Source organism: Cupriavidus nantongensis, assembly GCF_001598055.1.
Classification (GTDB): domain Bacteria; phylum Pseudomonadota; class Gammaproteobacteria; order Burkholderiales; family Burkholderiaceae; genus Cupriavidus; species Cupriavidus nantongensis.
Genome location: NZ_CP014844.1, coordinates 2,284,950 through 2,307,822 on the forward strand (window position 1 = coordinate 2,284,950; position 22,873 = coordinate 2,307,822).

The 22,873-nt window shown below is 66.8% G+C and carries 18 protein-coding genes; 11 read left to right on the forward strand and 7 right to left on the reverse strand.

The features are described 5' to 3' along the window. The first annotated feature begins 109 nt into the window (after positions 1 to 109). Together A2G96_RS10710 and purL are read left to right on the forward strand one after the other, a co-directional pair. Positions 110 to 718 (forward strand): winged helix DNA-binding protein, encoded by a 609-nt coding sequence (locus tag A2G96_RS10710; protein ID WP_062799121.1) that lies wholly within the window; start codon positions 110 to 112, stop codon positions 716 to 718. A gap of 189 nt (positions 719 to 907) precedes the next feature. Further along, positions 908 to 4,954: a phosphoribosylformylglycinamidine synthase gene (gene purL, locus A2G96_RS10715; protein WP_062799123.1), complete on the forward strand. Its 4,047-nt coding sequence runs from the start codon at positions 908 to 910 to the stop codon at positions 4,952 to 4,954. Positions 4,955 to 5,086: 132 nt separating this feature from the next. Here purL and A2G96_RS10720 read toward each other — a convergent pair whose 3' ends face one another. From A2G96_RS10720 to A2G96_RS10745, 6 genes are read right to left on the reverse strand one after another with little or no spacing between them, the layout of a single operon-like run. Beyond that, the gene (locus A2G96_RS10720; RefSeq protein ID WP_062799125.1) at positions 5,087 to 5,386 is read right to left on the reverse strand and encodes a hypothetical protein; all 300 of its coding nucleotides are present in this window, start codon (positions 5,384 to 5,386) and stop codon (positions 5,087 to 5,089) included. A 42-nt stretch (positions 5,387 to 5,428) separates the two neighbouring features. Then, entirely contained in the window at positions 5,429 to 6,223 is a 795-nt protein-coding gene (locus A2G96_RS10725; protein WP_062799127.1) for a peptidylprolyl isomerase, read from the reverse strand. A 4-nt stretch (positions 6,224 to 6,227) separates the two neighbouring features. Continuing rightward, positions 6,228 to 6,554: a BolA family protein gene (locus A2G96_RS10730; protein WP_062799129.1), complete on the reverse strand. Its 327-nt coding sequence runs from the start codon at positions 6,552 to 6,554 to the stop codon at positions 6,228 to 6,230. A 49-nt stretch (positions 6,555 to 6,603) separates the two neighbouring features. Further along, entirely contained in the window at positions 6,604 to 7,143 is a 540-nt protein-coding gene (locus tag A2G96_RS10735) for a septation protein A (RefSeq protein ID WP_062799131.1), read from the reverse strand. A 45-nt stretch (positions 7,144 to 7,188) separates the two neighbouring features. Beyond that, positions 7,189 to 7,644, reverse strand: coding sequence for a peptide-methionine (R)-S-oxide reductase MsrB (gene msrB, locus A2G96_RS10740; RefSeq protein WP_062799133.1), 456 nt, complete (start codon positions 7,642 to 7,644; stop codon positions 7,189 to 7,191). Between the two features lie 51 nt (positions 7,645 to 7,695). Next, positions 7,696 to 9,273 (reverse strand): protein adenylyltransferase SelO, encoded by a 1,578-nt coding sequence (locus tag A2G96_RS10745; protein ID WP_062799135.1) that lies wholly within the window; start codon positions 9,271 to 9,273, stop codon positions 7,696 to 7,698. A gap of 455 nt (positions 9,274 to 9,728) precedes the next feature. Here A2G96_RS10745 and A2G96_RS10750 point away from each other — a divergent pair, with 455 nt between their 5' ends. The 6 genes from A2G96_RS10750 to A2G96_RS10775 all read left to right on the forward strand — a co-directional run bounded on the left by A2G96_RS10750 (position 9,729) and on the right by A2G96_RS10775 (position 16,694). Further along, a complete protein-coding gene (locus A2G96_RS10750) occupies positions 9,729 to 11,354 on the forward strand; it encodes a 3-(methylthio)propionyl-CoA ligase (RefSeq protein WP_062799137.1) in 1,626 nt (541 codons plus the stop codon). 148 nt (positions 11,355 to 11,502) lie between these two features. Continuing rightward, positions 11,503 to 12,753: a branched-chain amino acid ABC transporter substrate-binding protein gene (locus tag A2G96_RS10755; protein WP_062799140.1), complete on the forward strand. Its 1,251-nt coding sequence runs from the start codon at positions 11,503 to 11,505 to the stop codon at positions 12,751 to 12,753. A 189-nt stretch (positions 12,754 to 12,942) separates the two neighbouring features. Further along, positions 12,943 to 13,890 (forward strand): branched-chain amino acid ABC transporter permease, encoded by a 948-nt coding sequence (locus tag A2G96_RS10760; protein WP_062799143.1) that lies wholly within the window; start codon positions 12,943 to 12,945, stop codon positions 13,888 to 13,890. A gap of 4 nt (positions 13,891 to 13,894) precedes the next feature. Next, positions 13,895 to 15,208 carry a branched-chain amino acid ABC transporter permease gene (locus A2G96_RS10765; protein WP_062799145.1) on the forward strand — a complete coding sequence of 438 codons (1,314 nt, stop codon included), beginning with the start codon at positions 13,895 to 13,897 and terminating at the stop codon, positions 15,206 to 15,208. Continuing rightward, positions 15,205 to 15,981 (forward strand): ABC transporter ATP-binding protein, encoded by a 777-nt coding sequence (locus tag A2G96_RS10770; RefSeq protein ID WP_062799147.1) that lies wholly within the window; start codon positions 15,205 to 15,207, stop codon positions 15,979 to 15,981. The genes A2G96_RS10765 and A2G96_RS10770 overlap by 4 nt, the downstream gene beginning before the upstream one ends. After that, the gene (locus tag A2G96_RS10775; RefSeq protein WP_062799149.1) at positions 15,981 to 16,694 is read left to right on the forward strand and encodes an ABC transporter ATP-binding protein; all 714 of its coding nucleotides are present in this window, start codon (positions 15,981 to 15,983) and stop codon (positions 16,692 to 16,694) included. Before A2G96_RS10770 ends, A2G96_RS10775 begins: the two co-directional genes overlap by 1 nt. 117 nt (positions 16,695 to 16,811) lie before the next feature. Here the strand turns inward: A2G96_RS10775 and A2G96_RS10780 are convergent, their stop codons facing one another. Further along, positions 16,812 to 18,350: an amino acid permease gene (locus tag A2G96_RS10780; protein ID WP_082818910.1), complete on the reverse strand. Its 1,539-nt coding sequence runs from the start codon at positions 18,348 to 18,350 to the stop codon at positions 16,812 to 16,814. A gap of 492 nt (positions 18,351 to 18,842) precedes the next feature. Between A2G96_RS10780 and A2G96_RS10785 the strand changes: the two genes are divergently transcribed. From A2G96_RS10785 to A2G96_RS10795, 3 genes are read left to right on the forward strand one after another with little or no spacing between them, the layout of a single operon-like run. Further along, positions 18,843 to 20,924 (forward strand): 3-hydroxyacyl-CoA dehydrogenase NAD-binding domain-containing protein, encoded by a 2,082-nt coding sequence (locus A2G96_RS10785; RefSeq protein WP_062799153.1) that lies wholly within the window; start codon positions 18,843 to 18,845, stop codon positions 20,922 to 20,924. A 30-nt stretch (positions 20,925 to 20,954) separates the two neighbouring features. Then, positions 20,955 to 21,599, forward strand: a complete 645-nt coding sequence (gene pncA / locus A2G96_RS10790; RefSeq protein WP_062799155.1) for a bifunctional nicotinamidase/pyrazinamidase — start codon at positions 20,955 to 20,957, stop codon at positions 21,597 to 21,599. Positions 21,600 to 21,646: 47 nt separating this feature from the next. Beyond that, the gene (locus A2G96_RS10795) at positions 21,647 to 22,825 is read left to right on the forward strand and encodes an acetyl-CoA C-acyltransferase (protein ID WP_062799157.1); all 1,179 of its coding nucleotides are present in this window, start codon (positions 21,647 to 21,649) and stop codon (positions 22,823 to 22,825) included. Positions 22,826 to 22,873: the final 48 nt, after the last annotated feature.

Sequence of the window (22,873 nt, forward strand, 5' to 3'; positions counted from 1 at the left end):
ATTCACCGATAAACTGTCAGGCCAAAGGCGGCGGCCGCCCGGGCGATCCCGTGAAGATCTGGTACCCGAACGCTGCTAACGCCACCCCCAATCGAAAGGAATCGTCCCCATGTCACGCAAGCCAGCCGAAAGCGCGCCCGCCGCCGCGGTCGCCGCGACCGCCGCGATTGGCGATACCCCTGCCGGCAGGCCCGCCACCGCACTGTCGCGCGCCGCCGGCGCCAATATCGTGTCGTCGTCGCACCTGGTGTCGGTGCGCAGTCCCGAGCTGTCGGAATTCGAGTTCGGCCTGAACACCGCCTACAACGCCTACAGCCGCTGGGTGGTGCGCTGCATGGGCGCCGCCGGCGTGCGCGACCTGACCTTCCTCGACGTGCTGGTGCTGCACCACGTCAACCACCGTGGCCGGCCCAAGCGGCTGGCCGATATCTGCTTCGTGCTCAACGTGGAAGACACGCACCTGGTCACCTATGCGCTGAAGAAGCTGCAGGGGCTGGGGCTGGTCAGCGGGGAGCGGGTGGGCAAGGAGGCGACCTACTCGACCACCGAGGCCGGCGCCGAGGCGTGCTCGCGCTACCGCGAGATCCGCGAGCAATGCCTGACCAGCAATTTCACCGCGGGCAGCGAAGAGAATGCCGAAATCGGCGAACTGGCCCGGCTGATGCGGGTGCTGACCGGGCTGTACGAGCAGGCTGCACGGTCGGCGACGTCACTCTGAGCCGTTCATCGCGCGCAAGTGATGCATAAGCATTATCACGATCCGTGCTGACACAGCGCGGCCGTGATGTCGCAGTGCAAAAAGCGGGGCACGGCAAGGTACAATACCGGTTTCCCGCCAGCCGGCACCCCATGCAGCGGTGCCGGTCAAGCTGCAGCCCCTACCTCTCGCCTCCCGACCGCTACGATCATGGCGCATTTCTCGTGCTTCCCCGGCGCTTTGGCGCTTTCCGCCTTCCGTCAGCAACGCCTGCTCACCGCTCTCCGGCAAATCGACGCCGATATCGAGTCGGTGCACGGCCAGTTCCTGCATTTCGTCGATGCGCAGACGCCGCTGTCGGCCGACGACCAGTCGCGCGTGGCGGCGCTGCTGACCTATGGCGCACCGTTCGCCGAGCAGCCCGAGGGCGACCGCTTCGTGGTGATCCCGCGCTTCGGCACGATCTCGCCGTGGGCCAGCAAGGCCACCGACATCGCCCACAACTGCGGCCTGACGCATATCCACCGCATCGAGCGCGGCATCGAGATTACCGTCGTTTGCAAGAAGGGCCTGCTGCGTGGCCGCAAGTCGCTGGACGCGGACACCCGCGCCGCGGTCGCCGCGCACCTGTTCGACCGCATGACCGAGACCGTGGTCGCGTCGCGTGACGATGCCGCCGGCCTGTTCCAGGAACTGCCGGCCAAGCCGCTGCGCTTTATCGACATCTCCGCCGGCCGCAGCGCGCTGGCCGCGGCCAACGTCGAGATGGGCCTGGCGCTGTCCGAAGACGAGATCGACTACCTGGTCGACGCCTACGCGAAGCTGGAGCGCAACCCGACCGACGTCGAGCTGATGATGTTCGCGCAGGCCAACAGCGAACACTGCCGCCACAAGATCTTCAACGCCACCTGGACCATCGACGGCGTGCAGCAGGACAAGTCGCTGTTCGCGATGATCCGTAATACGCACCAGCTCAATCCGCAGGGCTCGATCGTGGCTTACTCGGACAACTCGGCGGTGATGGAAGGCGACGTGGCCGAGCGCTGGTTCCCGCGCGGCGACGACCACAAGTATGGCCGCCACGAGGCGCTGACGCACACGCTGATGAAGGTGGAAACCCATAACCACCCGACCGCGATCTCGCCGTTCCCGGGCGCTTCCACCGGCGCCGGCGGCGAAATCCGCGACGAAGGCGCGACCGGCCGCGGCGCCAAGCCCAAGGCCGGCCTGACCGGCTTCACGGTGTCCAACCTGATGCTGCCCGACGCCGTCGAATCGTGGGAAAACGACCGCGACGCGGCCCAGCCGGTGGCGCACCGCAATCCCGACGACAAGCCGGGCGTGACCGGCAAGCCCGACCGCATCGCCTCGCCGCTGCAGATCATGATCGACGGCCCGCTCGGCGGCGCCGCGTTCAACAACGAATTCGGCCGCGCCAACCTGGGCGGCTACTTCCGCGTCTACGAGCAGAACGTCGGCGGCACCGTGCGCGGCTACCACAAGCCGATCATGATTGCCGGCGGCATCGGCAATATCGACGCCTCGCACACGCACAAGAACCCGCTGCCGGCCGGCACGCTGCTGATCCAGCTGGGCGGCCCGGGCATGCGCATCGGCATGGGCGGCGGCGCCGCCAGCTCGATGGCGACCGGCACCAACACCGCCGACCTGGACTTCGACTCGGTCCAGCGCGGCAACCCGGAAATGGAGCGCCGCGCGCAGGAAGTGATCAACGCCTGCTGGCAGCTCGGCGACGCCAACCCGATCCTGTCGATCCATGACGTCGGCGCGGGCGGCATCTCCAACGCCTTCCCGGAACTGGTCGACGGCGCCGACCGCGGCGCGCGCTTCGACCTGCGCCAGGTGCACCTGGAAGAGTCCGGCCTGTCGCCGGCGGAAATCTGGTGCAACGAGTCGCAGGAGCGCTATGTGCTGGCGATCGCGCCGGACAGCTTCCCGCAGTTCCAGGCCATGTGCGAGCGCGAGCGTTCGCCGTTCGCCGTGGTCGGCATCGCCACCGAAGAGAAGCAGCTGCAGCTGGTCGACGCCAGTGTCGACGCCGCGCTCAAGGAACACTACGCGGTCAACATGCCGATGGACGTGCTGCTGGGCAAGCCGCCGCGCATGCACCGCGATGTCAAGCGCGTCGAGCAGCCGCTGCCGGCCGTCGATGTGACCGGCATCAGCCTGGAGCAAGCGGTGCGCGACGTGCTGCGCCACCCGACCGTGGCCAGCAAGTCGTTCCTGATCAGCATCGGCGACCGCACCGTCGGCGGCATGAATGCGCGCGACCAGATGGTCGGCCCGTGGCAAGTGCCGGTGGCCGACGTGGCGGTGACCACGCTGGACTACAAGGGCAATGCCGGCGAGGCGATGACCATGGGCGAGCGCACCCCGCTGGCCGTGATCGACGCGCCGGCTTCGGGCCGCATGGCGATCGGCGAAGCGCTGACCAACCTGGCCGCGGCGCCGGTCAAGGACCTGGGCAAGGTCAAGCTGTCGGCCAACTGGATGGCGGCCTGCGGCGTCGAGGGCGAGGACGCCAAGCTGTACGACACCGTGCATGCCGTCGGCATGGAGCTGTGCCCGGCGCTGGGCATCAGCATCCCGGTGGGCAAGGATTCGCTGTCGATGCGCACCAAGTGGCAGGACCAGGGCGTCGACAAGGAAGTGGTGGCGCCGGTGTCGCTGATCATCTCGGCCTTTGCCGCGGTCGACGACGTCAACCGCACGCTGACGCCGCAGCTGCGCACCGACGCCGGCGACACCGTGCTGATCGCCATCGACCTGGGCCGCGGCAAGAACCGCATGGCCGGCAGCATCCTGGCGCAGGTGACGCAGCAGGTGGGCGACAGCGCCCCCGACGTCGACAACGCCGAAGACCTGAAGAACTTCTTCAACGTGATCCAGCGCCTGAACCGCGACGGCAAGCTGCTGGCCTACCACGACCGTTCCGACGGCGGCTTCATGGCGGCGCTGGCCGAAATGGCCTTTGCCGGCCATTGCGGCATCTCGCTCAACGTCGACATGCTGGTGCTCGATCCGCAGCAGGAGCAGGACTACGGCGACGCCAAGAACTGGGCCCAGCAGGTCGCCGAGCGCCGCAACGACCAGACCCTGCGCGCGCTGTTCTCCGAAGAACTGGGCGCGGTGGTGCAGGTGCGCATGGAAGACCGCGACGCCGTGTTCGCGGTGCTGCGCGAGGCCGGCCTGTCGGCATGCAGCCACGTGGTGGGCAAGCCCAACACCTCCGACCAGGTCGAGATCTACCGTGACGCGAAGAAGGTGTTCGGCGCCTCGCGCACCGACCTGCAGCGCAACTGGAGCGAAGTCAGCTGGCGCATCGCACGCCTGCGCGACAACCCGGCCTGCGCCGACAGCGAATACGACCGCCTGCTCGACGCCGCCGACCCCGGCATCAGCCCGGTGCTGACCTTCGATCCGGCCGAAGACATCGCCGCACCGTTCATCGCCACCGGCGCGCGTCCGCGCGTGGCGATCCTGCGCGAGCAGGGCGTCAACTCGCAGATCGAGATGGCGTACAGCATGGACCGCGCCGGCTTCGACACCCACGACGTGCACATGAGCGACCTGATCGCCGGCCGCGCCAACCTGGCTGACTTTACCGGCTTCGTCGCGTGCGGCGGCTTCAGCTACGGCGACGTGCTGGGCGCGGGCGAGGGCTGGGCCAAGACCATTCTGTTCAACGGTCAGATGGCCGAGCAGTTCGCCGCCTTCTTCAACCGCCAGGACACCTTCGCGCTGGGCGTGTGCAACGGCTGCCAGATGATGAGCAACCTGGCCCCGATCATCCCGGGAGCGGGCGCCTGGCCCAAGTTCACGCGCAACCAGTCGGAGCAGTACGAAGCGCGCTACGTGACCGTGGAAGTGCAGTCGTCGCCGTCGATTTTCTTCGCCGGCATGGAAGGCAGCCGCATCCCCATCGTGGTCGCGCACGGCGAAGGGTTTGCCGACTTCTCGCAGCAGGGCAATATCGACCAGGCCCACGTGGCGCTGCGCTTCGTCGACAACTACGGCGCGGTCACGCAGACCTATCCGCTCAACCCGAACGGCTCGCCGGACGGCATCACCTCGGTGACCACCGTCGACGGCCGCTTCACCGTGCTGATGCCGCACCCGGAGCGCGTATTCCGCGCTGCCACCATGAGCTGGGCGCCGGATGCATGGAAGCAGGTCGCCGACGGCGGCAGCCCGTGGATGCGGATGTTCCGCAATGCGAGGAAGTGGGTGGGGTAAGGCTCCGGCGGCTGACGTAGAGCAGTCCAGCCAGAAGCCACCGGCAGCGCCGGTGGCTTTTTTGCTTCCGGGCCTGCGCTTTTCGTCTGCGTAGCGCGGCAGCAGGTCCCCACCCGAGCCCCAAAGCCGGCATCAGGCCGCAGCCACCCCTCGCGGCCTCGAACTCCACGCCACATACGCAAACGTCAGCATCCGCGCGCCCTCATATCCGCGCACAGGCACCAGCGCGCCGCTGGCCAGCTGATAGGCCACGACCGCATGCAAGGTCTTTTCCGGGGAATACCGGTCCCGCAAGGGGAGGTGGGGATGGAGCCGGCGCCAGCCGGGGGCGGCGCCGTCCAGGGTGGTCCAGGCCAGTGCGCAGTAGCACAGGCCACGGGACGAGAGATGCCAGAGCTGCCAGTAGCGGCCGGTCTTCTGCACGCGCTGCATCCTTGAAGGCTGCAGGGCCGGCGGGGGCGACCGGCCCGCGGCTTACTGGATCTTGGCCTTGTCCTTCAGGGCCTTCATCATGGCCTGGAACTGCTCGCGCTGCCAGTTCTGGTCGCCCATCAGCATCTGCGTCAGCTGCGGCTTCACTTCTTCGAACGACGGGATCTTGGCGTCGCGCACGTCGACCAGCTCGATGATGTGCCAGCCGAACTGGGTCTTGACCGGGGTGTCGGTCATCTGGCCCTTCTTCAGGCCGGTCATCGCCGCCGAGAACTCGGGCACGTAGCTGCTGCTGTTGGCCCAGTCCAGGTCGCCGCCGTTGGCGGCCGAGCCCGGGTCCTTCGACGCGGCCTTGGCCTGGTCCTCGAACTTGGCGCCGCCCTTGATCTTGGCGATGATGGCCTTGGCGTCGGCTTCCTTTTCCACCAGGATGTGGCGGGCGTGGTATTCCTTGCCGTTGCCGAACTGCGACTTGATCTTGTCGTATTGCTTGCGCAGCTCGGCGTCGCTCGCGCCGTGGGTCTTGACGTAGTCTTCGAACACCGCGCCGGCCAGCACGTTCAGGCGGGCCTGTTCCAGTTGCTCCTGCACGTCGTCGCGCTGGGTCAGGCCGCGCTTGTTGGCTTCCTGCACGAGCAGTTCGCGGTCGATCAGCATGTTGCGGGCGCGCGTGCGCAGCTCCGGGCTGTCGGGCTGGCCGGTGCCGGCGATCAACTTGTCCAGCTTTGCCGACGGAATGGCCTTGCCATTCACGACGGCGGCATTCTGGGCGATGGCCGGCAGGCTGCCGGCAGCAAGCACAGCCGCCAGGCTGAACGAGAGGACGGTGGTCTTCATGGAATCAGGTCTGAGAGTTGCTGGAAGAATCGCGTGAGGGTGCGAGGGATTGTGCGCGGGATTGGTACTCTTGGTCGGTGAACGCAGTCACGGCCAGGGCGTGGATCTGCGTGGGGAACAGACCGCGCAGCGCATCATACACCATGCGGTGTCGGGCAACCCGGTTGTGACCCGCAAAGCGCTCGCTGACGATTGTCACGTCGTAATGTCCGCCGCCGGACGCGGCGCCGGCGTGTCCGGCGTGCAGCGCGCTGTCGTCGCGCACGGCCAGGTGGCTGGGGGCGAGCGCTGCGCGCAGCATTGCCTCGATCGTAGCGGGATCGGCTGCCATCAATGGTTTCCTTCGGTTCGTGGGGGCGAAACGGGGCGCGGCGGCGCCGTCAGTCCCGGGTGTTTTCGGGCATGTGGCGCGACAGCCAGACGCTTTGCGCGACGATAAAGACCAGCATCAGCCCCATGCTGCCGAACAGCTTGAAGTTGACCCAGGCCTCGGTCGAGAACTGGTAGGCCACGTACAGGTTGAGCACGCCCATGGCGGCGAAGAAGCCGGCCCAGGCGAGATTCAGCCGCGCCCACACCGGATCGGGTAGGGACACCTGCTTTTCCATCATGGCGCGGATCAGGTTCTTGCGCCACACCAGCACCGAGCCCAGCAGCGCGGCCGCGAACAGCCAGTACAGCACGGTCGGCTTCCACTTGATGAAGGTCTCGTTGTGCAGCACCAGCGTGGCGCCGCCGAAGACCGCGATGATCAGCAGGCTGACCCACTGCATCGGCTCGACCTTGCGGTGCCGGAACCAGACCCAGCCGATCTGCACCACCGTGGCGGCGATGGCCACGGCGGTGGCGGTGTAGATGTCGGCCAGCTTGAACGCGGCAAAAAAAAGGATGACCGGGAACAGGTCGAACAGGAATTTCATGCGGGTCCAGGTTGTGTCCGGCGTCGTCGCCGGACGATTAAGGCATCAGGGCTGCGGGTCGCGTTTGGGAGCTTCGGCAGCGTGGGCATCATCCGCCGCACGCTCGGCAGGATCGCGATCGTCGAATTTTAGCGCAGCCGAGTTGATGCAATAGCGCAGGCCGGTCGGCGCAGGTCCATCCTCGAACACGTGGCCGAGGTGGCTGCCGCATTCCTTGCAGCGGACTTCGATGCGCGTCATGCCGTGGCTGTGGTCGACATGCTCGGCAATGACCTCGCCGTTGATCGGGCGGAAATAGCTGGGCCAGCCGCAGCCGGCATCGAACTTGGTGGCCGATTCGAACAGCGGCGTGCCGCAGCCCACGCAATGGTAGATGCCCTGGTCCCAGTGGTCCCAGTAGCGGCCGGTGAACGGGCGCTCGGTGGCGGCTTCGCGCGTGACGCGGTATTCGATGTCGGAGAGTTGTGCACGCCACTCGGCGTCGGTCTTGGTGGTGGTCATGGTTGTCCTCGCGGTGTTCCCTTTGAGTAGATGGCCGGTCTGGCGCAGTCGTCAAGACGAGCAGCTGACCTCCAGGCCCGCGGCCCAGTCCGGCGGCAGCGCGGCGTAGTGTTCAGCCTCGGGCTGTTCGTCGAACGGGCGCGACAGCACCGCCAGCAGCCGGTCGACTTCGCTGAAGTCCTTGTCTTCGCGCGCACGGCGGATGGCGGTCTCGGCCAGGTGGTTGCGCAGCACGTATTTGGGGTTGACCGCCAGCATTTCCAGTTCGCGCGCGGCGTCGTGCGATTGCTCGGCGCGCAGGCGCACGCGGTAGTCGGCCACCCAGGCGTCGAAGGCGGCGCGGTCGAGAAACAGGTCGCGCACCGGCGCGTCGCGCGAGGCATCGGTGGACGAAATGCCGCACAGCTTGCGCCAGAACAGCGTGTAGTCGACGCGCTGCCCGTGCAGCAGCTGGAACAGGCTGGTCAGCAGCGGCTCGTCGGATTTGTCGTCGCCGCCGGCGGGCGGGCGCAGGCCCAGCTTGGCGCGGTAGTGGCGGAAGAACGCCGCGGCGTAGCGCTCGCGGAACGGGTCCAGCGCGGCGCGTGCGGCTTCGATGGCGGCATCGCGCGCGGCTTCCTGGTCGGCCTGCGCGGGCGGCAGCCACAGCGGCAGCAGCGCCTGCGCCAGGCAGTGCAGGTTCCAGAACGCCACCTGCGGCTGCTGGCTGTAGGCGTAGCGGCCCTGCGTGTCGGAGTGGTTGCAGATATGGTTGGCGTCGAACGCGTCGAGGAAGCCGAACGGGCCGTAATCGATGGTCAGGCCCAGGATCGACATATTGTCGGTGTTCATCACGCCGTGGCAGAAGCCCACCGCCTGCCAGTGCGCGATCAGGTCGGCGGTGCGCAGCGAGACCTCGCGCAGCAGCGCCTGGTACGGCTGACCGTCGTCGCGGCAGGCGGGCATGAAGTTGTCGATGACGAAATCCGCCAGCTTGCGCAGCGCGGCCACGTCGTCGTGCGCGGCGAAATGCTCGAAGTGCCCGAAGCGTATGAAGGTGGGCGACAGCCGGGTCACGACCGCGGCGGTCTCGATGGTCTCGCGCCGCACCGGCGCGTCGGAGCCCATGATCGACAGCGCGCGCGTGGTCGGCACGCCCAGCGCGGCCATCGCCTCCGAGCACAGGTACTCGCGGATCGACGAGCGCAGCACCGCGCGCCCGTCGGCCATGCGCGAATAGGGCGTCAGGCCCGCGCCCTTGAGCTGGATCTCCCACGGGCCGGTGTCGGTCTGCGCCTGCGCCAGGCGGATGGCGCGGCCGTCGCCGAGCTGGCCGGCCCAGACTCCGAACTGGTGCCCGGAATAGACCGTCGCCAGCGGATCGGCCCAGTCCGGCACCTGGTTGCCGATGAAGGTGTCGATGAAGTCTTGCCGGCTGCCGACGCCGGCATCCCAGCCCAGCAGCGCCGCGGCCGCCGGCGCCACGCTGACCAGGTACGCCGATGGCAGCGGCGTCGGACGCAGGCGCGTGAAGAACTGCGGGCCCAGCTCGGCAAAGCCGGGCGCGGTCGGAAACGGCAGCGGCAGCGTCGCCGGCGTGGCGGTATCGGCTGCGGAGTGCGGAGCGTGCGGCGGGGGCGTGTCTGGCATCGCGTAGGGGCGCTCGGGCGCCGGGGTGGCAGTGCGCTTTCGGTGCGCTCGGCGCGCTGCCGCGGCACGCGCCGGAGGCGGTGCGGCGCGGCATGCGCAAGGCACGAAAATGCGATGGTGGCTAGGGAAAACGACATGTTGAGGTGCAACATGCCACGCAGTATTGTACGTCCTCAACGGTACCAGACTGCGGCACCAGACGCGCCCGGCCTGGATATGCCGCCATGCACCGCAAGGTTATTTCCCGCCTTCAGTCAGCCCATGAGTCCGGTGCATGGACCTCCGCAGAATTGCGGCCCCGACGAGCAGCGACGCGACAACAGCAACGCGACAACAGTACGGCAGTGCACGACCGGATCGGCTCCGAGCCGATGCCATACATGCGAACGACCGTCCAAAAATAGTACGGTTGTTCGTTTTTCGGTGGAACAGAACAGCATTCAGGAGACAGGTTCATGGCATTGATGGGTCAAATGATGAGCGCACCGCTGCTCATTTCCTCCATCATCAAACACGCCGCGCGTTATTACGGCAGCACCGAGATCGTCTCGCGGCGCACGGAGGGCGACCTGCATCGCTATACGTACCGCGATTGCGAGCTGCGTGCCCGCAAGCTGGCACAGGCGCTCGGCGCGCTCGGCGTGAAGCAGGGCGAGCGGGTCGGCACGCTGGCCTGGAACGGCTACCGTCACCTCGAGATCTACTACGGCGTGTCCGGCATGGGCGCGGTCTGCCATACCGTCAACCCGCGCCTGTTCCCCGAGCAGATTGCCTATATCGTCAACCACGCGGAAGACGGCTATATCTTCTTCGACCTGACCTTCCTGCCGCTGGTGGAAGGCGTGGCCCCGCATTGCCCCAACGTCAAGGGCTGGGTGGCGATGACCGACCGCGCGCACATGCCGGCCGAAGCCAAGGTGCCGCTGCTGTGCTACGAGGAACTGCTCGACGCCCAGGACGGCAACTACCAATGGCCGCAGTTCGACGAGAACCTCGCCTCGAGCCTGTGCTACACCTCGGGCACCACCGGCAATCCGAAGGGCGCGCTGTATTCGCACCGCTCCACGGTGCTGCATTCCTATGCGTCGGCGATGCCGGATGCGCTGGGCTGCTCGGCCAGCGACGTGATCCTGCCGGTGGTGCCGATGTTCCACGTCAATGCCTGGGGGCTGCCGTATTCGGTGCCGCTGGTCGGCGCCAAGCTGGTGCTGCCGGGGCCGAAGCTCGACGGCGCCTCGCTCTATGAGCTGTTCGAGCAGGAGAAGGTGACCTTCTCCGCCGGCGTGCCAACGGTGTGGCTTGGCCTGCTGCAGCATATGCAGGCCAACCAGCTCAGGTTCTCCACCTTCCGCCGCACCGTGATCGGCGGTTCGGCCGCGCCGCCGGCGATGATCCGCGCGCTCGAGGCGCTCGACGTGGAAGTGATCCATGCCTGGGGCATGACCGAGATGTCGCCGCTGGGCACCGCGAGCAAGCTGCTGGCCAAGCACCACGACCTGCCCGATGCCGAGCGCCACAAGATCCAGGAGAAGCAGGGCCGCGTGATCTACGGCGTCGACATGAAGATCGTCGACGGCGAGGGCAAGGAACTGCCGTGGGACGGCAAGGCCTTCGGCGACCTGTTGGTGCGCGGGCCGTGGATCATCGACCGCTATTTCCGCAATGACGCCAGCCCGCTGGTCGACGGCTGGTTCCCGACCGGCGACGTCGCCACCATCGATGCCGACGGCTTCATGCAGATCACCGACCGCAGCAAGGACGTGATCAAGTCCGGCGGCGAATGGATTTCGTCGATCGATATCGAGAACGTTGCCGCCGCGCATCCGGCGGTGCACATGGCGGCCTGCATCTCCGCCTACCACCCCAAGTGGGACGAGCGCCCGCTGCTGGTGGTGGTGAAGAAGCCCGGCGCCGAGGTCAGCCGCGAAGAGCTGCTGCAGTTCTTCGAAGGCAAGGTCGCCAAGTGGTGGATCCCCGACGACGTGGCCTTTGTCACCGAGATTCCGCTGACGGCCACCGGCAAGATGCAGAAGCTGCGGCTGCGCGAGCAGTTCAAGGACTACAAGCTGCCGACTGCCTGAGGCCGGCAGGCCAGCATCCGGTGCGCCGGCCAGCTTGCGGCACGGCGCTGCCGGGGGCCGCCGCGCGGCGCGAACAGCAGGGCGCCACGCGGCCGGCCGCATCGACGACATCGAACGACAAGCCACGACAAGAGTGAAGGAGACAGGTATGACGAAAATGCGTCCGCTGGTGGCCGGTGTGGCCATGTTTGCCGCACTGGGTTCTGCGCTGGTTTCGGGGTCCGCGCTCGCGGATACGGTGAAGATCGCCTTTATCGATCCGCTCTCGGGACTGATGGCCCCGGTCGGCCAGAACCAGCTCAAGAGCTGGCAGTACGTGGCCGATGTCGCCAACCAGAAGGGCTGGGCCGGTCCGCACAAGTTCGAGGTGGTGGGCTTCGACAACAAGCTGTCGCCGCAGGAAAGCCTGACTATCCTCAAGCAGGCGGTCGACCAGGGCATTCGCTACATCGTGCAGGGCAACGGCTCGTCGGTCGGCCTGGCGCTGCAGGATGCGGTGGCCAAGCACAACGAGCGCAACCCCGGCAAGGAGATCGTCTACCTGAACTACGCCGCGGTCGATCCGGACATGACCAATGCCAAGTGCAACTACTGGCATTTCCGCCTGGACGCCAACTCGGACATGAAGATGGAGGCGCTGACCACCTTCCTGGCCAAGGACCCGAACGTCAAGAAGGTCTACCTGATCAACCAGAACTACTCGTTCGGCCACCAGGTGGCGCGCGCCGCCAAGGACTACCTGAAGCGCAAGCGCCCGGACATCCAGATCGTCGGCGAAGACCTGCATCCGCTGGCGCAGGTCAAGGACTTTGCGCCGTACGCGGCCAAGATCAAGGCCTCCGGCGCCGATACCGTGATCACCGGCAACTGGGGCAGCGACCTCGCGCTGCTGATCAAGGCCGGCAAGGACGCCGGGCTGACCACCAACTACTACACCTACTACGCCGGCACCACCGGCGTGCCGACCGCGATGGGCGCCGCCGGCGCCGAGCACGTCAAGTACGTGGGCTACTACAACCCCAACAACAAGGGCTTCCGCGGCGCCGACATCATCGAGGGCTACAAGAAGAAGTACAACGACGACTTCTACGTGATGGCCTCGTACACCGGCATCGCCATGCTCAGCAAGGCGATGAAGGAAACCAACTCGACCGACCCGGTCAAGGTGGCCAAGGCGCTGGAAGGCATCAAGGTCGACAGCATGAACGGCACGGTCGAGATGCGCAATACCGACCACCAGGCGCAGCAGCCGCTGGTGGTCGCCACCTGGACCAAGGTCGACGGCAAGGAAGTCAAGTACGACCAGGAAAACACCGGCTACGGCTGGAAGACCAACGCGCTGATGGACCAGTACGTGTCGGCCCAGCCGACCTCGTGCCAGATGAAGCGGCCGGGCTGATCCTGCCGGTGGCGCGCGGCCACGCTGACAAAGTGGCCGCGCGCCCGGCATACTTCCGGTCTTTGTTCCGGACCATAACGGGGAGTGTCCGGGGGCGATGCCTGCCCCTGGCGGAGGCGCTCACCCTCGATCGACCCGGACGGTTGCCGCCGTGCGCGCGCATGGCGGCACCAGCTTGAAGGACACGCTGTGGAATTCTTCGTCATCTCACTGCTGAACGGCATCAGCTACGGGCTGCTGCTGTTCATGCTGTCGTCGGGCCTTACGCTGATCTTCAGCATGATGGGCGTGCTCAACTTTGCCCATGCCAGCTTCTACATGCTGGGCGCCTACTTTGCCTACACCATCGCCAGCAAGATCGGCTTCTGGCCGGCGCTGATCTTCGCGCCGCTGCTGGTGGCGGGCGCGGGTGCGCTGGTGGAGCGCTTCGGCCTGCGCACGGTGCACAAGTACGGCCACGTGGCCGAGCTGCTGTTCACCTTCGGCCTGGCCTACCTGATCGAGGAGGGCGTCAAGCTGGTGTGGGGCCTGGCGGCGGTGCCGTACCGGATCCCGGCCGAGCTCGACGGGCCGCTGTTCACGGTGTTCACCTCGTCGTTCCCCAAGTACCGCGCCTTCATGATGCTGGTGTCGCTGGGCATGCTGGTGGCGATCTACCTGGTGCTGACGCGCACCCGCATCGGGCTGGTGATCCAGGCCGCGCTGACCCACCCGGAGATGGTCGAGGCGCTGGGCCACAACGTGCCGCGTGTATTCATGATGGTGTTCGGCGGCGGCGCCGCGCTGGCGGGGCTGGCCGGGGTGATCGGCGGCAATGCCTTCGTCACCGAGCCGTCGATGGCCGCGGCGGTGGGGTCGATCGTGTTCGTGGTGGCGGTGGTGGGCGGCATGGGGTCGCTGGTGGGCGCGTTTATCGCGTCGATCCTGATCGGCGTGCTGCAGACCTTCGCGGTCACCATCGACGCCTCGCTGGCGGGGCTGATGACCAGCCTGGGGCTGGCGGTCAGCGAGGCCACGCCGTTCTATTCGCTGTGGAAGCTGACGGTGGCCCAGGTGGCGCCGGTGCTGCCGTACCTGCTGCTGGTGGTGATGCTGATCTTCCGCCCGCGTGGACTGATGGGAACCCGGGAGAGCTGAGGCCATGGAGCAAGCGATGCAACAACCCCGCGAGCCGGTGGCAACCGGCCGCACCCTGCGCTACCGCCCGCTGAACCTGGCGCGCTGGATCATCTGGAGCCTGACCGTACTGGTGATGCTGGTGCTGCCGCTGTTCTTCACCGGCGGCTTCGCCATCACGCTGATGTCGCAGATGGGCATCATGATCATCTTCGCGCTGTCGTACAACATGCTGCTGGGGCAGACCGGCATGCTGTCGTTCGGCCATGCGGTGTATTCCGGGCTCGGCGCCTTTATCGCGGTGCACGTGCTGAACATGGTCGGCGCCGGCAAGGTGTGGCTGCCGGTGTCGATGCTGCCGCTGGTGGGGGGGCTGGCCGGCGCGTTCTTCGGCGTCATCTTCGGCTACGTCACCACCAAGAAGGCCGGCACCACCTTCGCCATGATCACCATGGGCATCGGCGAAATGGTCTTTGCCAGCTCGCTGATGTTCCCGGAATTCTTCGGCGGCGAGGGCGGCATCTCCACCAACCGCGTGGTCGGCGATCCGTTCCTCGGCATCAGCTTCGGGCCCGGGCGCCAGGTCTACTACCTGATTGCGGCGTGGTGCCTGGTGTCGATGGTGGCGATGTACGCCTGGACCCAGACCCCGCTGGGCCGCATTGCCAACGCGGTGCGCGACAACCCCGAGCGGGTCGAGTTCATCGGCTACAACACCCAGCGCGTGCGCTACCTGGTGCTGATCCTGTCGGCGTTCTTCGCCGGCATCTCCGGCGCGCTGGCAGCGATCAACTTCGAGATCGTCTCGGCCGAGAACGTCAGCGCGGTGCGTTCGGGCGGCGTGCTGCTGGCGGTGTTCATCGGCGGCGCCGGGGTGTTCTTCGGGCCGATCATCGGCGCGGTGGTGTTCGTGCTGTTCGCGGTGGCGCTGTCGGACCTGACCAAGGCCTGGCTGCTCTACCTGGGCCTGTTCTTCGTGCTGATGGTGATGTTCGTGCCGGGCGGCCTGGCCAGCCTGCTGCTGATGCAGCTGCCGCTGGCGGCGAAGGGCAAGCTGCGCCGCATGCTGCCGTTCTATGCCAGGGCCGGCGCGGCCGGCGCGGTGCTGCTGGTGGCGATGATCGTGACCGTCGAACTGGTCTACAAGGTGCAGGTCGACAGCGCCAATGGCACCGCGATGAAGCTGTTCGGCATCGGCTTCGATGCCGCGACCTGGATGCCATGGCTGGCGGCGGCGGCGCTGTGGGCGGTGGGGCTGGCCGCGTGGCGGCTGGCGGTGCGCGCGTCGCGCGCGCAATGGGACAAGGTGCAGGCAGAAATCGCAGGAGGCAGGGCATGAGCGCGGCGGCACTGGAACTGACCGATGTACGCAAGAAGTTCGGCCAGACGGAAATCATCCGCGGCGTGAACCTGAGCATTCCCAAGGGCGAGCGCCATGCGCTGATCGGCCCCAACGGGGCCGGCAAGTCGACCACCTTCAACCTGATCTCGGGCCGCTTCGCGCCGAGCAGCGGCACGGTGCGGCTGAACGGTGAAGAGATCGGCGGGCTGCAGCCCTTCGTCATCAACCGCATGGGGCTGTCGCGCAGCTTCCAGATCACCAATATCTTCCACCGGCTGTCGGTGTTCGAGAACCTGCGCTGCGCGGTGCTGTGGTCGCTCGGCTACAAGTATTCGTTCTGGCACCGGCTTACCGGCCTGCGCGATGCGCGCGAGCGCGCCGAGGACGTGCTCGAGCTGATCGGCATGCAGCATCGCCGCGATACCCAGGCCGGCCTGCTGACCTATGCCGAGCAGCGCGCGCTGGAGATCGGCATCACCATCGCCGGCGGCGCCGAGGTGATCCTGCTGGACGAGCCCACCGCGGGCATGAGCCGCTCGGAATCGGACCACGCGGTCGAGCTGATCCGCAAGGTCACGGTGGGCAAGACGCTGGTGATGGTCGAGCACGACATGAGCGTGGTGTTCGGGCTGGCCGACCGCATCTCGGTGCTGGTCTACGGCGAAGTCATCGCCACCGATACCCCGCAGGCCATCCGCAACAACCGCAAGGTCAAGGAAGCCTACCTGGGCACCACGCTCGACGAGGCCACCACCGAAGGAGCGCACTGATGGGCAAGCGCATGCTGGAAGTCACGGGCCTGCACGCCTATTACGGCAAGAGCCATATCCTGCATGGCGTCGATGCGCATATCGACGAGGGCGAGATCGTGGCGCTGCTGGGGCGCAACGGGGTGGGGCGCTCGACCATGGCCAAGGCCATCCTCGGCATGGTCAAGGCGGAAGGGTCGGTGAAGTTCCGGGGCGAAGAGATCCTCGGGCGACGCACCTTCGAGATTGCGCATCTCGGCATCGGCTACGTGCCGGAGAACCGGGATATTTTCCCGACGCTGACGGTACGGCAGAACCTGCTGCTCGGGGAGAAGCGCAACCCGCGACAGGCCAAGCCGCGCTGGAGCGTGGAGGATATGTTCAACATGTTCCCGCGCCTGAAGGAGCGCGAGAACACCTCGGCCGGCGTGCTGTCCGGCGGCGAGCAGCAGATGCTGACGCTGTGCCGCACGCTGATGGGCGATCCTGACCTGGTCCTGATCGACGAGCCCACCGAAGGGCTGGCGCCGATGATCGTGGCGCTGGTGGGGGATTACCTGAAGACCCTGAAGGAACGCGGCGTCTCGGTGCTGCTGATCGAGCAGAAGCTCGCGATTGCGCTCGATATCTCGCAGCGGGTTTACGTCATGGGCCACGGCCATATCGTGTTCGAAGGCACGCCGGGCGAACTGAAGGCCAACGGCCAGGTCAGGAAGGAGTGGCTGGAGGTCTAGCTCCAGCCCCGCGATCCTCGCCTGTTTTCTCCCCTCTCCCGCTTGCGGGAGAGGGGCGGGGGAGAGGGCCGGCGCGTCAACGAAGTTCCATGCGTCGCTGTGCCCGGCCCCAACTTCTTACGCGGCCTCCCGCTCATCCTCCGCCTTCCGCTGCGCAAACTCGAACGGCATATCCTCATACGCAATCAGCCGCGACCCGGTGACCAGCCGATATCCCAGCCACAGCACCAGAAACACCGGCACGCCGATATAGGTCGCCACGATCTCCTGCCACCGGTTCGGGATGTCCGCAAAGGCCTGGTAATTCTGCCCGCCGATAATCACCAGGCACAGCACCGCCGAGAAGATCGGCCCGAACGGATACAGCGGCGAGCGATAGGCGAGCTGGCTGACGTCATGCCCCTGGCGGGCCATGCCGCGGCGGAAGCGGTAGTGGCTGACGGCGATGCCGAGCCAGGCGATAAAGCCGGTCATGGCCGAGGTATTGAGCAGCCACAGATAGGCGGTCTTGTTGCCGAGCAGCGAACTGAGGAAGCACAGCGCGCCGATGCCGGTGGTCGCCAGCAGCGCGTAGAACGGCACGCCGTTCGGCGTCAGCCTGGCGAACACGCGCGGCGCGCGGCGGCTGACGGCAAGGCCGTACAGGATCCGCGTCGACACGTACATGCTCGAGGTGCCCGCCGACAGCAGCGCGGTCAGCACCACCGCGTTCATCAGCCCGGCGGCGAAGGCCAGCCCGGCGTGGCGGAACACCAGCGCGAACGGGCTGACGCCCACGTCGGTCACGTCGTTGCGCAGCAGGTTGGGGTCGGTATACGGGATCAGCACCCCGATGACCAGGATCGCCAGCACGTAGAACAGCAGGATGCGCCAGAAGGTCTGGCGGATCGCGCGCGGAATGGTGATGGCGGGGCGTTCGGCCTCGCCGGCGGCGACGCCGACGGTTTCGGTGCCGAGGAAGGAGAAGCCCGCGATCATCGCCACGCCGAACATGGCCGGGATGCCGCCGACGAAGGGCGCGTCGCCGGTGGTGAAGTTGTGCCAGCCGGATTGTGGGCCGCCCTGCATGATGCCGAAGATCATCAGCAGGCCCACGCCCAGGAACACCACCACGGTGATTACCTTGACCAGCGCGAACCAGTATTCGGCCTCGCCGAAGCCGCGCACCGAGAACGCGTTGAGCCCGAACATCAGCAGCAGGAAGCCGGCGCTCCACAGCACCCCGGGCACGTCGGGGAACCAGTACTGCATCACCAGCTGCGCCGCGGTCAGTTCGACGGCGATGGTGACGGCAAGACTGAACCAGTAGTTCCAGCCCAGCGCGAAGCCGAAGCCCTCATCGACATAGAGCGCGCTGTAGGTGACAAAGGAGCCGGCCACCGGCATGTGCACCGCCAGTTCGCCCAGGCTGGTCATCAGGCAATAGACCATCACGCCGAGCAGCATATACATCAGCAGCGCGCCGCCCGGGCCGGCCTGCGCGATCGAGGCGCCCGAGGCCACGAACAGGCCGGTGCCGACCGCGCCGCCGACGGCGATCATGGTCAGGTGGCGGGCCTTGAGCTTGCGCTGGAGGTCGTCGTGCTCGACCACCGGGTGCTGGTGTTCCTGCAGCGCGGAATCGTGCCGGGACGAAGAATGGGTTGGGGAAGACATCAGGGTCGCTGGACCTTCCGCCGCCCGGCGTCTCGTGAAGGCCAGGGGGCAAAAAACGAAAAGCCGCGAGTCTACCGCGTCTGCGCCGCCGATTTTCCCGTATCGGTCAAATAAAGTCCGATACTGGTCTGGGGACGGCGCTTGCGAGATGGGCAAAGTGCCTTGGCCGGCATCGCGGGCGGCGTTCTGCCGGTCGTTAAGCACCGGCTCCATGCAGCGCGATCAGGGGCGGCATTCGCGTTGCGCATGGCCCCCGGAATCTTCGGAAATTAAAATTGAACGACCGTGCTATTTTGTGTATGCTTGTTTCGCCCAAGCGCCGGAAGGCGTTGTGGGGCGCGGGAAAGCGGCAGATCGGGTCGAGGGTTAACCCGCCCATGAAGGCCGCGCCCCGGGGCAGGCACCGGCACTGGCCGGCACGCCCCGCGCTGCAAAAAACATTCATTCGAGAATTCGAATCCCGAGACAACTTCTGACACCAAAGGAACCAGCATGACAGCGCAGTATCAGGTTCAGGACGGCGTAGCCGTCATCACGCTCGACAATCCCCCTGTCAACGGCCTGGGTCACAGCACCCGGCTTGGCATCGTCGAAGGCATGACCCGTGCGCTGGACGATGCCGCCGTCAAGGCGATCGTCATCACCGGCGCTGGCAAGGCTTTCTCGGGCGGCGCCGATATCCGCGAATTCAATACGCCCAAGGCGATGCAGGAGCCGACGCTGCACTCGGTGATCCGCGTGCTGGAAGCGTCGTCCAAGCCGGTGGTGGCGGCGGTGCACTCGGTCGCGATGGGCGGCGGCCTGGAACTGGCGCTGGGCTGCAACTACCGCGTCGCATCCAAGGGCGCGCAGATCGCGCTGCCGGAAGTGAAGCTGGGCCTGCTGCCCGGCGCGGGCGGCACGCAGCGCCTGCCGCGCGTGATCGGTCTGGAGGCCGCCGCCAACATGATCGTGTCGGGCACCGCGGTGCCGTCGGAGAAGTTCGCCGGCACCAAGCTGTTCGACGAAATTGTCGACGGTGACGTGCTGCCCGCCGCCATCAAGTTCGCCCAGAACGTCGGCGCCGCCAGCGGCCCGCACCCGAAGGTGCGCGACCTGAAGGTGCGCCACGAGAATGCTGAAGGCTACCTCGGCTTCGCCCGCAATACCGTGGCCGCAATGGCCAAGAATTTCCCGGCGCCGCTGAAGTGCCTGGAAGCCGTGGCCGGCTCGCTCAAGCCGTTCGAGCAGGGCCTGAAGCAGGAGCGCGAGGGCTTCCTGTACCTGGTGACCACGCCGGAATCGCGCGCGCTGCGCCACGCCTTCTTTGGCGAGCGTGCCGCCAGCAAGATCCCCGACGTGCCCGAAGGCACCCCGGTGCGCAAGATCGAGAAAGTTGCCGTGATCGGCGCCGGCACCATGGGTGGCGGCATCAGCATGAACTTCCTCAATGCGGGCATCCCGGTCACGATCCTGGAAACCAAGCAGGAAGCGCTCGACCGCGGCGTCGGCATCATCCGCAAGAACTACGAGAACAGCGCCAAGAAGGGCAAGCTGACGCAGGAGAAGGTCGAGCAGCGCATGGGGCTGCTGAGCACCACGCTGTCCTATGACGACATCAAGGACGCCGACATGGTGATCGAAGCCGTGTTCGAAGAGATGGGCGTCAAGGAGACCGTGTTCAAGAAGCTGGACGAAGTGATGAAGCAAGGCGCGATCCTGGCTTCGAACACCTCCACGCTGGACGTCAACAAGATCGCGTCGTTCACCAGGCGTCCGCAGGACGTGGTCGGCATGCACTTCTTCAGCCCGGCCAACGTGATGAAGCTGCTCGAAGTGGTGCGCGGCGACAAGACCGGCAAGGACGTGCTGGCCACGGTGATGCAGGTGGCCAAGAAGATCAAGAAGACCGCGGTGGTGTCGGGCGTGTGCGACGGCTTTATCGGCAACCGCATGATCGAGCAGTACAGCCGCCAGGCCGGCTACCTGCTGGATGAAGGCGCGCTGCCGGAGCAGGTCGACAAGGCCATCGAGAAGTTCGGCTTTGCCATGGGCCCGTTCCGCATGGGCGACCTGGCCGGCAACGACATCGGCTGGGCCATCCGCAAGCGCCGCGCCGTGGACAAGCCGGACATCCAGTATTCGAAGACCGCCGACCTGCTGTGCGAGATGGGCCGCTTCGGCCAGAAGACCGGCGCGGGCTGGTACGACTACAAGGCGGGCGACCGCAAGCCGTATCCGAACCAGCAGGTCAACGACATGATCGTGCAGCACTCCAAGGACCTGGGCATCACGCGCCGCAAGATCTCGGACGAGGAGATCGTCGAGCGCCTGGTGTTCGCGCTGGTCAACGAAGGCGCCAAGATCCTGGAAGAGGGCATTGCTTCCAAGGCCTCGGATATCGACATGGTGTACCTGACTGGCTACGGCTTCCCGCTGTTCCGCGGCGGCCCGATGCTGTACGCGGACCAGGTCGGCCTGTACAACGTGGCGCTGGCAATGAAGCGCTACGCCAAGGGCTACCACGGCGAAGCCTGGCAGGTCGCGCCGCTGCTGCAGAAGCTGGCGGACGAAGGCAAGGGCTTCAACGGCTAACACGCCACCACGGTTCCCCCTGGCACTGACATGGACACCACCCTCCGACCTGACGATTGCCTGCTGGTGATCGACGTGCAGAACGACTTCATGCCGGGCGGCGCGCTTGCCGTGCCCCGCGGCGACGAGGTGGTGCCCGTCATCAACCGGCTGGCGCGCGCGTTCGGGCACGTGGTGCTGACGCAGGACTGGCATCCGGCCGCGCACGTCTCGTTCGCGGCCAACCATGCCGGCGCGCAGCCGTTCCAGACGCTGGCGCTGCCGTACGGCGAGCAGGTGCTGTGGCCGGTGCACTGCGTGCAGGACACGCCCGGCGCCGCGCTGCATGCGGGCCTGCACGTGCCGCACGCGCGGCTGGTGATCCGCAAGGGCCACCATGCCGGCGTGGACAGCTACTCCGCCTTCATGGAAGCGGACCGCACCACGCGCACCGGGCTGGCCGGCTACCTGCGCGAGCACGGCGTCAGGCGCGTGTTCTGCGCCGGGCTGGCGACGGACTACTGCGTGGCCTGGAGCGCGCTCGATGCCCGCGCCGCGGGCTTCGAGGCCGCGCTGGTCGAGGATGCGTGCCGCGCCATCGACCTGCACGGGTCGCTGGCACAGGCATGGCAGGACCTCGGCGCCGCCGGCGTCGCGCGCGTGATGTCCGCCGAACTGCTCAGGGGCCAGGGCTGAACCGAAACACCGAACTGAACGACACAAGAGATTCCGAGGAGCAACACATGAACGAAGCAGTCATCGTATCCACCGCACGGACCGGCCTGGCCAAGAGCTGGAAGGGCGCCTTCAACATGACCCACGGCGCCACGCTGGGCGGCCACGCGGTCCAGCACGCCATCGCGCGCGCCAGGATCGAGGCCGCCGAGGTCGAAGACGTGCTGATGGGCTGCGCCAATCCGGAAGGCGCCACCGGCGCCAATATCGCGCGCCAGATCGCGCTGCGCGCCGGCTGCCCGGTCACCGTGCCCGGCGCCACCGTCAACCGCTTCTGCTCGTCGGGCCTGCAGACCATCGCCATGGCGGCGCAGCGCGTGATCGCCGACGAGGGCGACATCTTCGTCGCCGGCGGCGTCGAGAGCATCTCGTGCGTGCAGCAGGAGATGAACCGCCATATGGTCCAGGAAAGCTGGCTGACCAAGAACAAGCCGGAAATCTACTGGAACATGCTGCAGACCGCCGAGAACGTGGCCAAGCGCTACAACATCTCGAAGGAGCGCCAGGACGAGTACGGCGTGCGCAGCCAGCAGCGCGCTGCCGCCGCGCAGGAAGCCGGCAAGTTCAACGACGAGATCGTGCCGATGACGGTGCTCGCCGGCGTTGCCGACAAGTCCACCGGCCAGCTGGTGACGAAGGAAGTCACCATCGACCGCGACGAAGGCATCCGCCCGGATACCACGCTGGAAGGCGTGGCCAAGATCCGCAGCGCGGTGCCGGGCGGCGTGATCACCGCCGGCAATGCCTCGCAGTTCTCGGACGGCGCCTCGGCGGCGGTGGTGATGAACGCGCGCGTGGCGGCGGCCAAGGGCCTGCAGCCGCTGGGCGTGTTCCGCGGCTTTGCCGTGGCCGGCTGCGAGCCCGACGAGATGGGTATCGGCCCGGTCTTTGCCGTGCCCAAGCTGCTGAAGAAGGCCGGCCTGAAGGTCGACGACATCGGCCTGTGGGAGCTGAACGAAGCCTTCGCGGTGCAGGTGCTGTACTGCGCCGACACGCTGGGCATCCCGATGGACCGCCTCAACGTCAACGGCGGCGCGATCGCGGTGGGGCATCCGTATGGTGTGTCGGGTGCGCGCCTGGTCGGCCATGCGCTGATCGAGGGCAAGCGCCGTGGGGTGAAGTATGTGGTCGTGACGATGTGCATTGGCGGCGGGCAGGGCGCGGCGGGGCTGTTCGAGGTCCTGTAACGACAGACCGCCTGTTTGCTCCCCTCTCCCGCCTGCGGGAGAGGGGCC

Bases quoted from the DNA above. Each gene is read 5' to 3' on its own strand.
- A2G96_RS10710 (WP_062799121.1), top strand. From the start codon at position 110: ATGTCACGCAAGCCAGCCGAAAGCGCGCCCGCCGCCGCGGTCGCCGCG.
- purL (WP_062799123.1), top strand. From the start codon at position 908: ATGGCGCATTTCTCGTGCTTCCCCGGCGCTTTGGCGCTTTCCGCCTTC.
- A2G96_RS10720 (WP_062799125.1), bottom strand. From the start codon at position 5,386: ATGCAGCGCGTGCAGAAGACCGGCCGCTACTGGCAGCTCTGGCATCTC.
- A2G96_RS10725 (WP_062799127.1), bottom strand. From the start codon at position 6,223: ATGAAGACCACCGTCCTCTCGTTCAGCCTGGCGGCTGTGCTTGCTGCC.
- A2G96_RS10730 (WP_062799129.1), bottom strand. From the start codon at position 6,554: ATGGCAGCCGATCCCGCTACGATCGAGGCAATGCTGCGCGCAGCGCTC.
- A2G96_RS10735 (WP_062799131.1), bottom strand. From the start codon at position 7,143: ATGAAATTCCTGTTCGACCTGTTCCCGGTCATCCTTTTTTTTGCCGCG.
- msrB (WP_062799133.1), bottom strand. From the start codon at position 7,644: ATGACCACCACCAAGACCGACGCCGAGTGGCGTGCACAACTCTCCGAC.
- A2G96_RS10745 (WP_062799135.1), bottom strand. From the start codon at position 9,273: ATGCCAGACACGCCCCCGCCGCACGCTCCGCACTCCGCAGCCGATACC.
- A2G96_RS10750 (WP_062799137.1), top strand. From the start codon at position 9,729: ATGGCATTGATGGGTCAAATGATGAGCGCACCGCTGCTCATTTCCTCC.
- A2G96_RS10755 (WP_062799140.1), top strand. From the start codon at position 11,503: ATGACGAAAATGCGTCCGCTGGTGGCCGGTGTGGCCATGTTTGCCGCA.
- A2G96_RS10765 (WP_062799145.1), top strand. From the start codon at position 13,895: ATGGAGCAAGCGATGCAACAACCCCGCGAGCCGGTGGCAACCGGCCGC.
- A2G96_RS10770 (WP_062799147.1), top strand. From the start codon at position 15,205: ATGAGCGCGGCGGCACTGGAACTGACCGATGTACGCAAGAAGTTCGGC.
- A2G96_RS10775 (WP_062799149.1), top strand. From the start codon at position 15,981: ATGGGCAAGCGCATGCTGGAAGTCACGGGCCTGCACGCCTATTACGGC.
- A2G96_RS10780 (WP_082818910.1), bottom strand. From the start codon at position 18,350: ATGTCTTCCCCAACCCATTCTTCGTCCCGGCACGATTCCGCGCTGCAG.
- A2G96_RS10785 (WP_062799153.1), top strand. From the start codon at position 18,843: ATGACAGCGCAGTATCAGGTTCAGGACGGCGTAGCCGTCATCACGCTC.
- pncA (WP_062799155.1), top strand. From the start codon at position 20,955: ATGGACACCACCCTCCGACCTGACGATTGCCTGCTGGTGATCGACGTG.
- A2G96_RS10795 (WP_062799157.1), top strand. From the start codon at position 21,647: ATGAACGAAGCAGTCATCGTATCCACCGCACGGACCGGCCTGGCCAAG.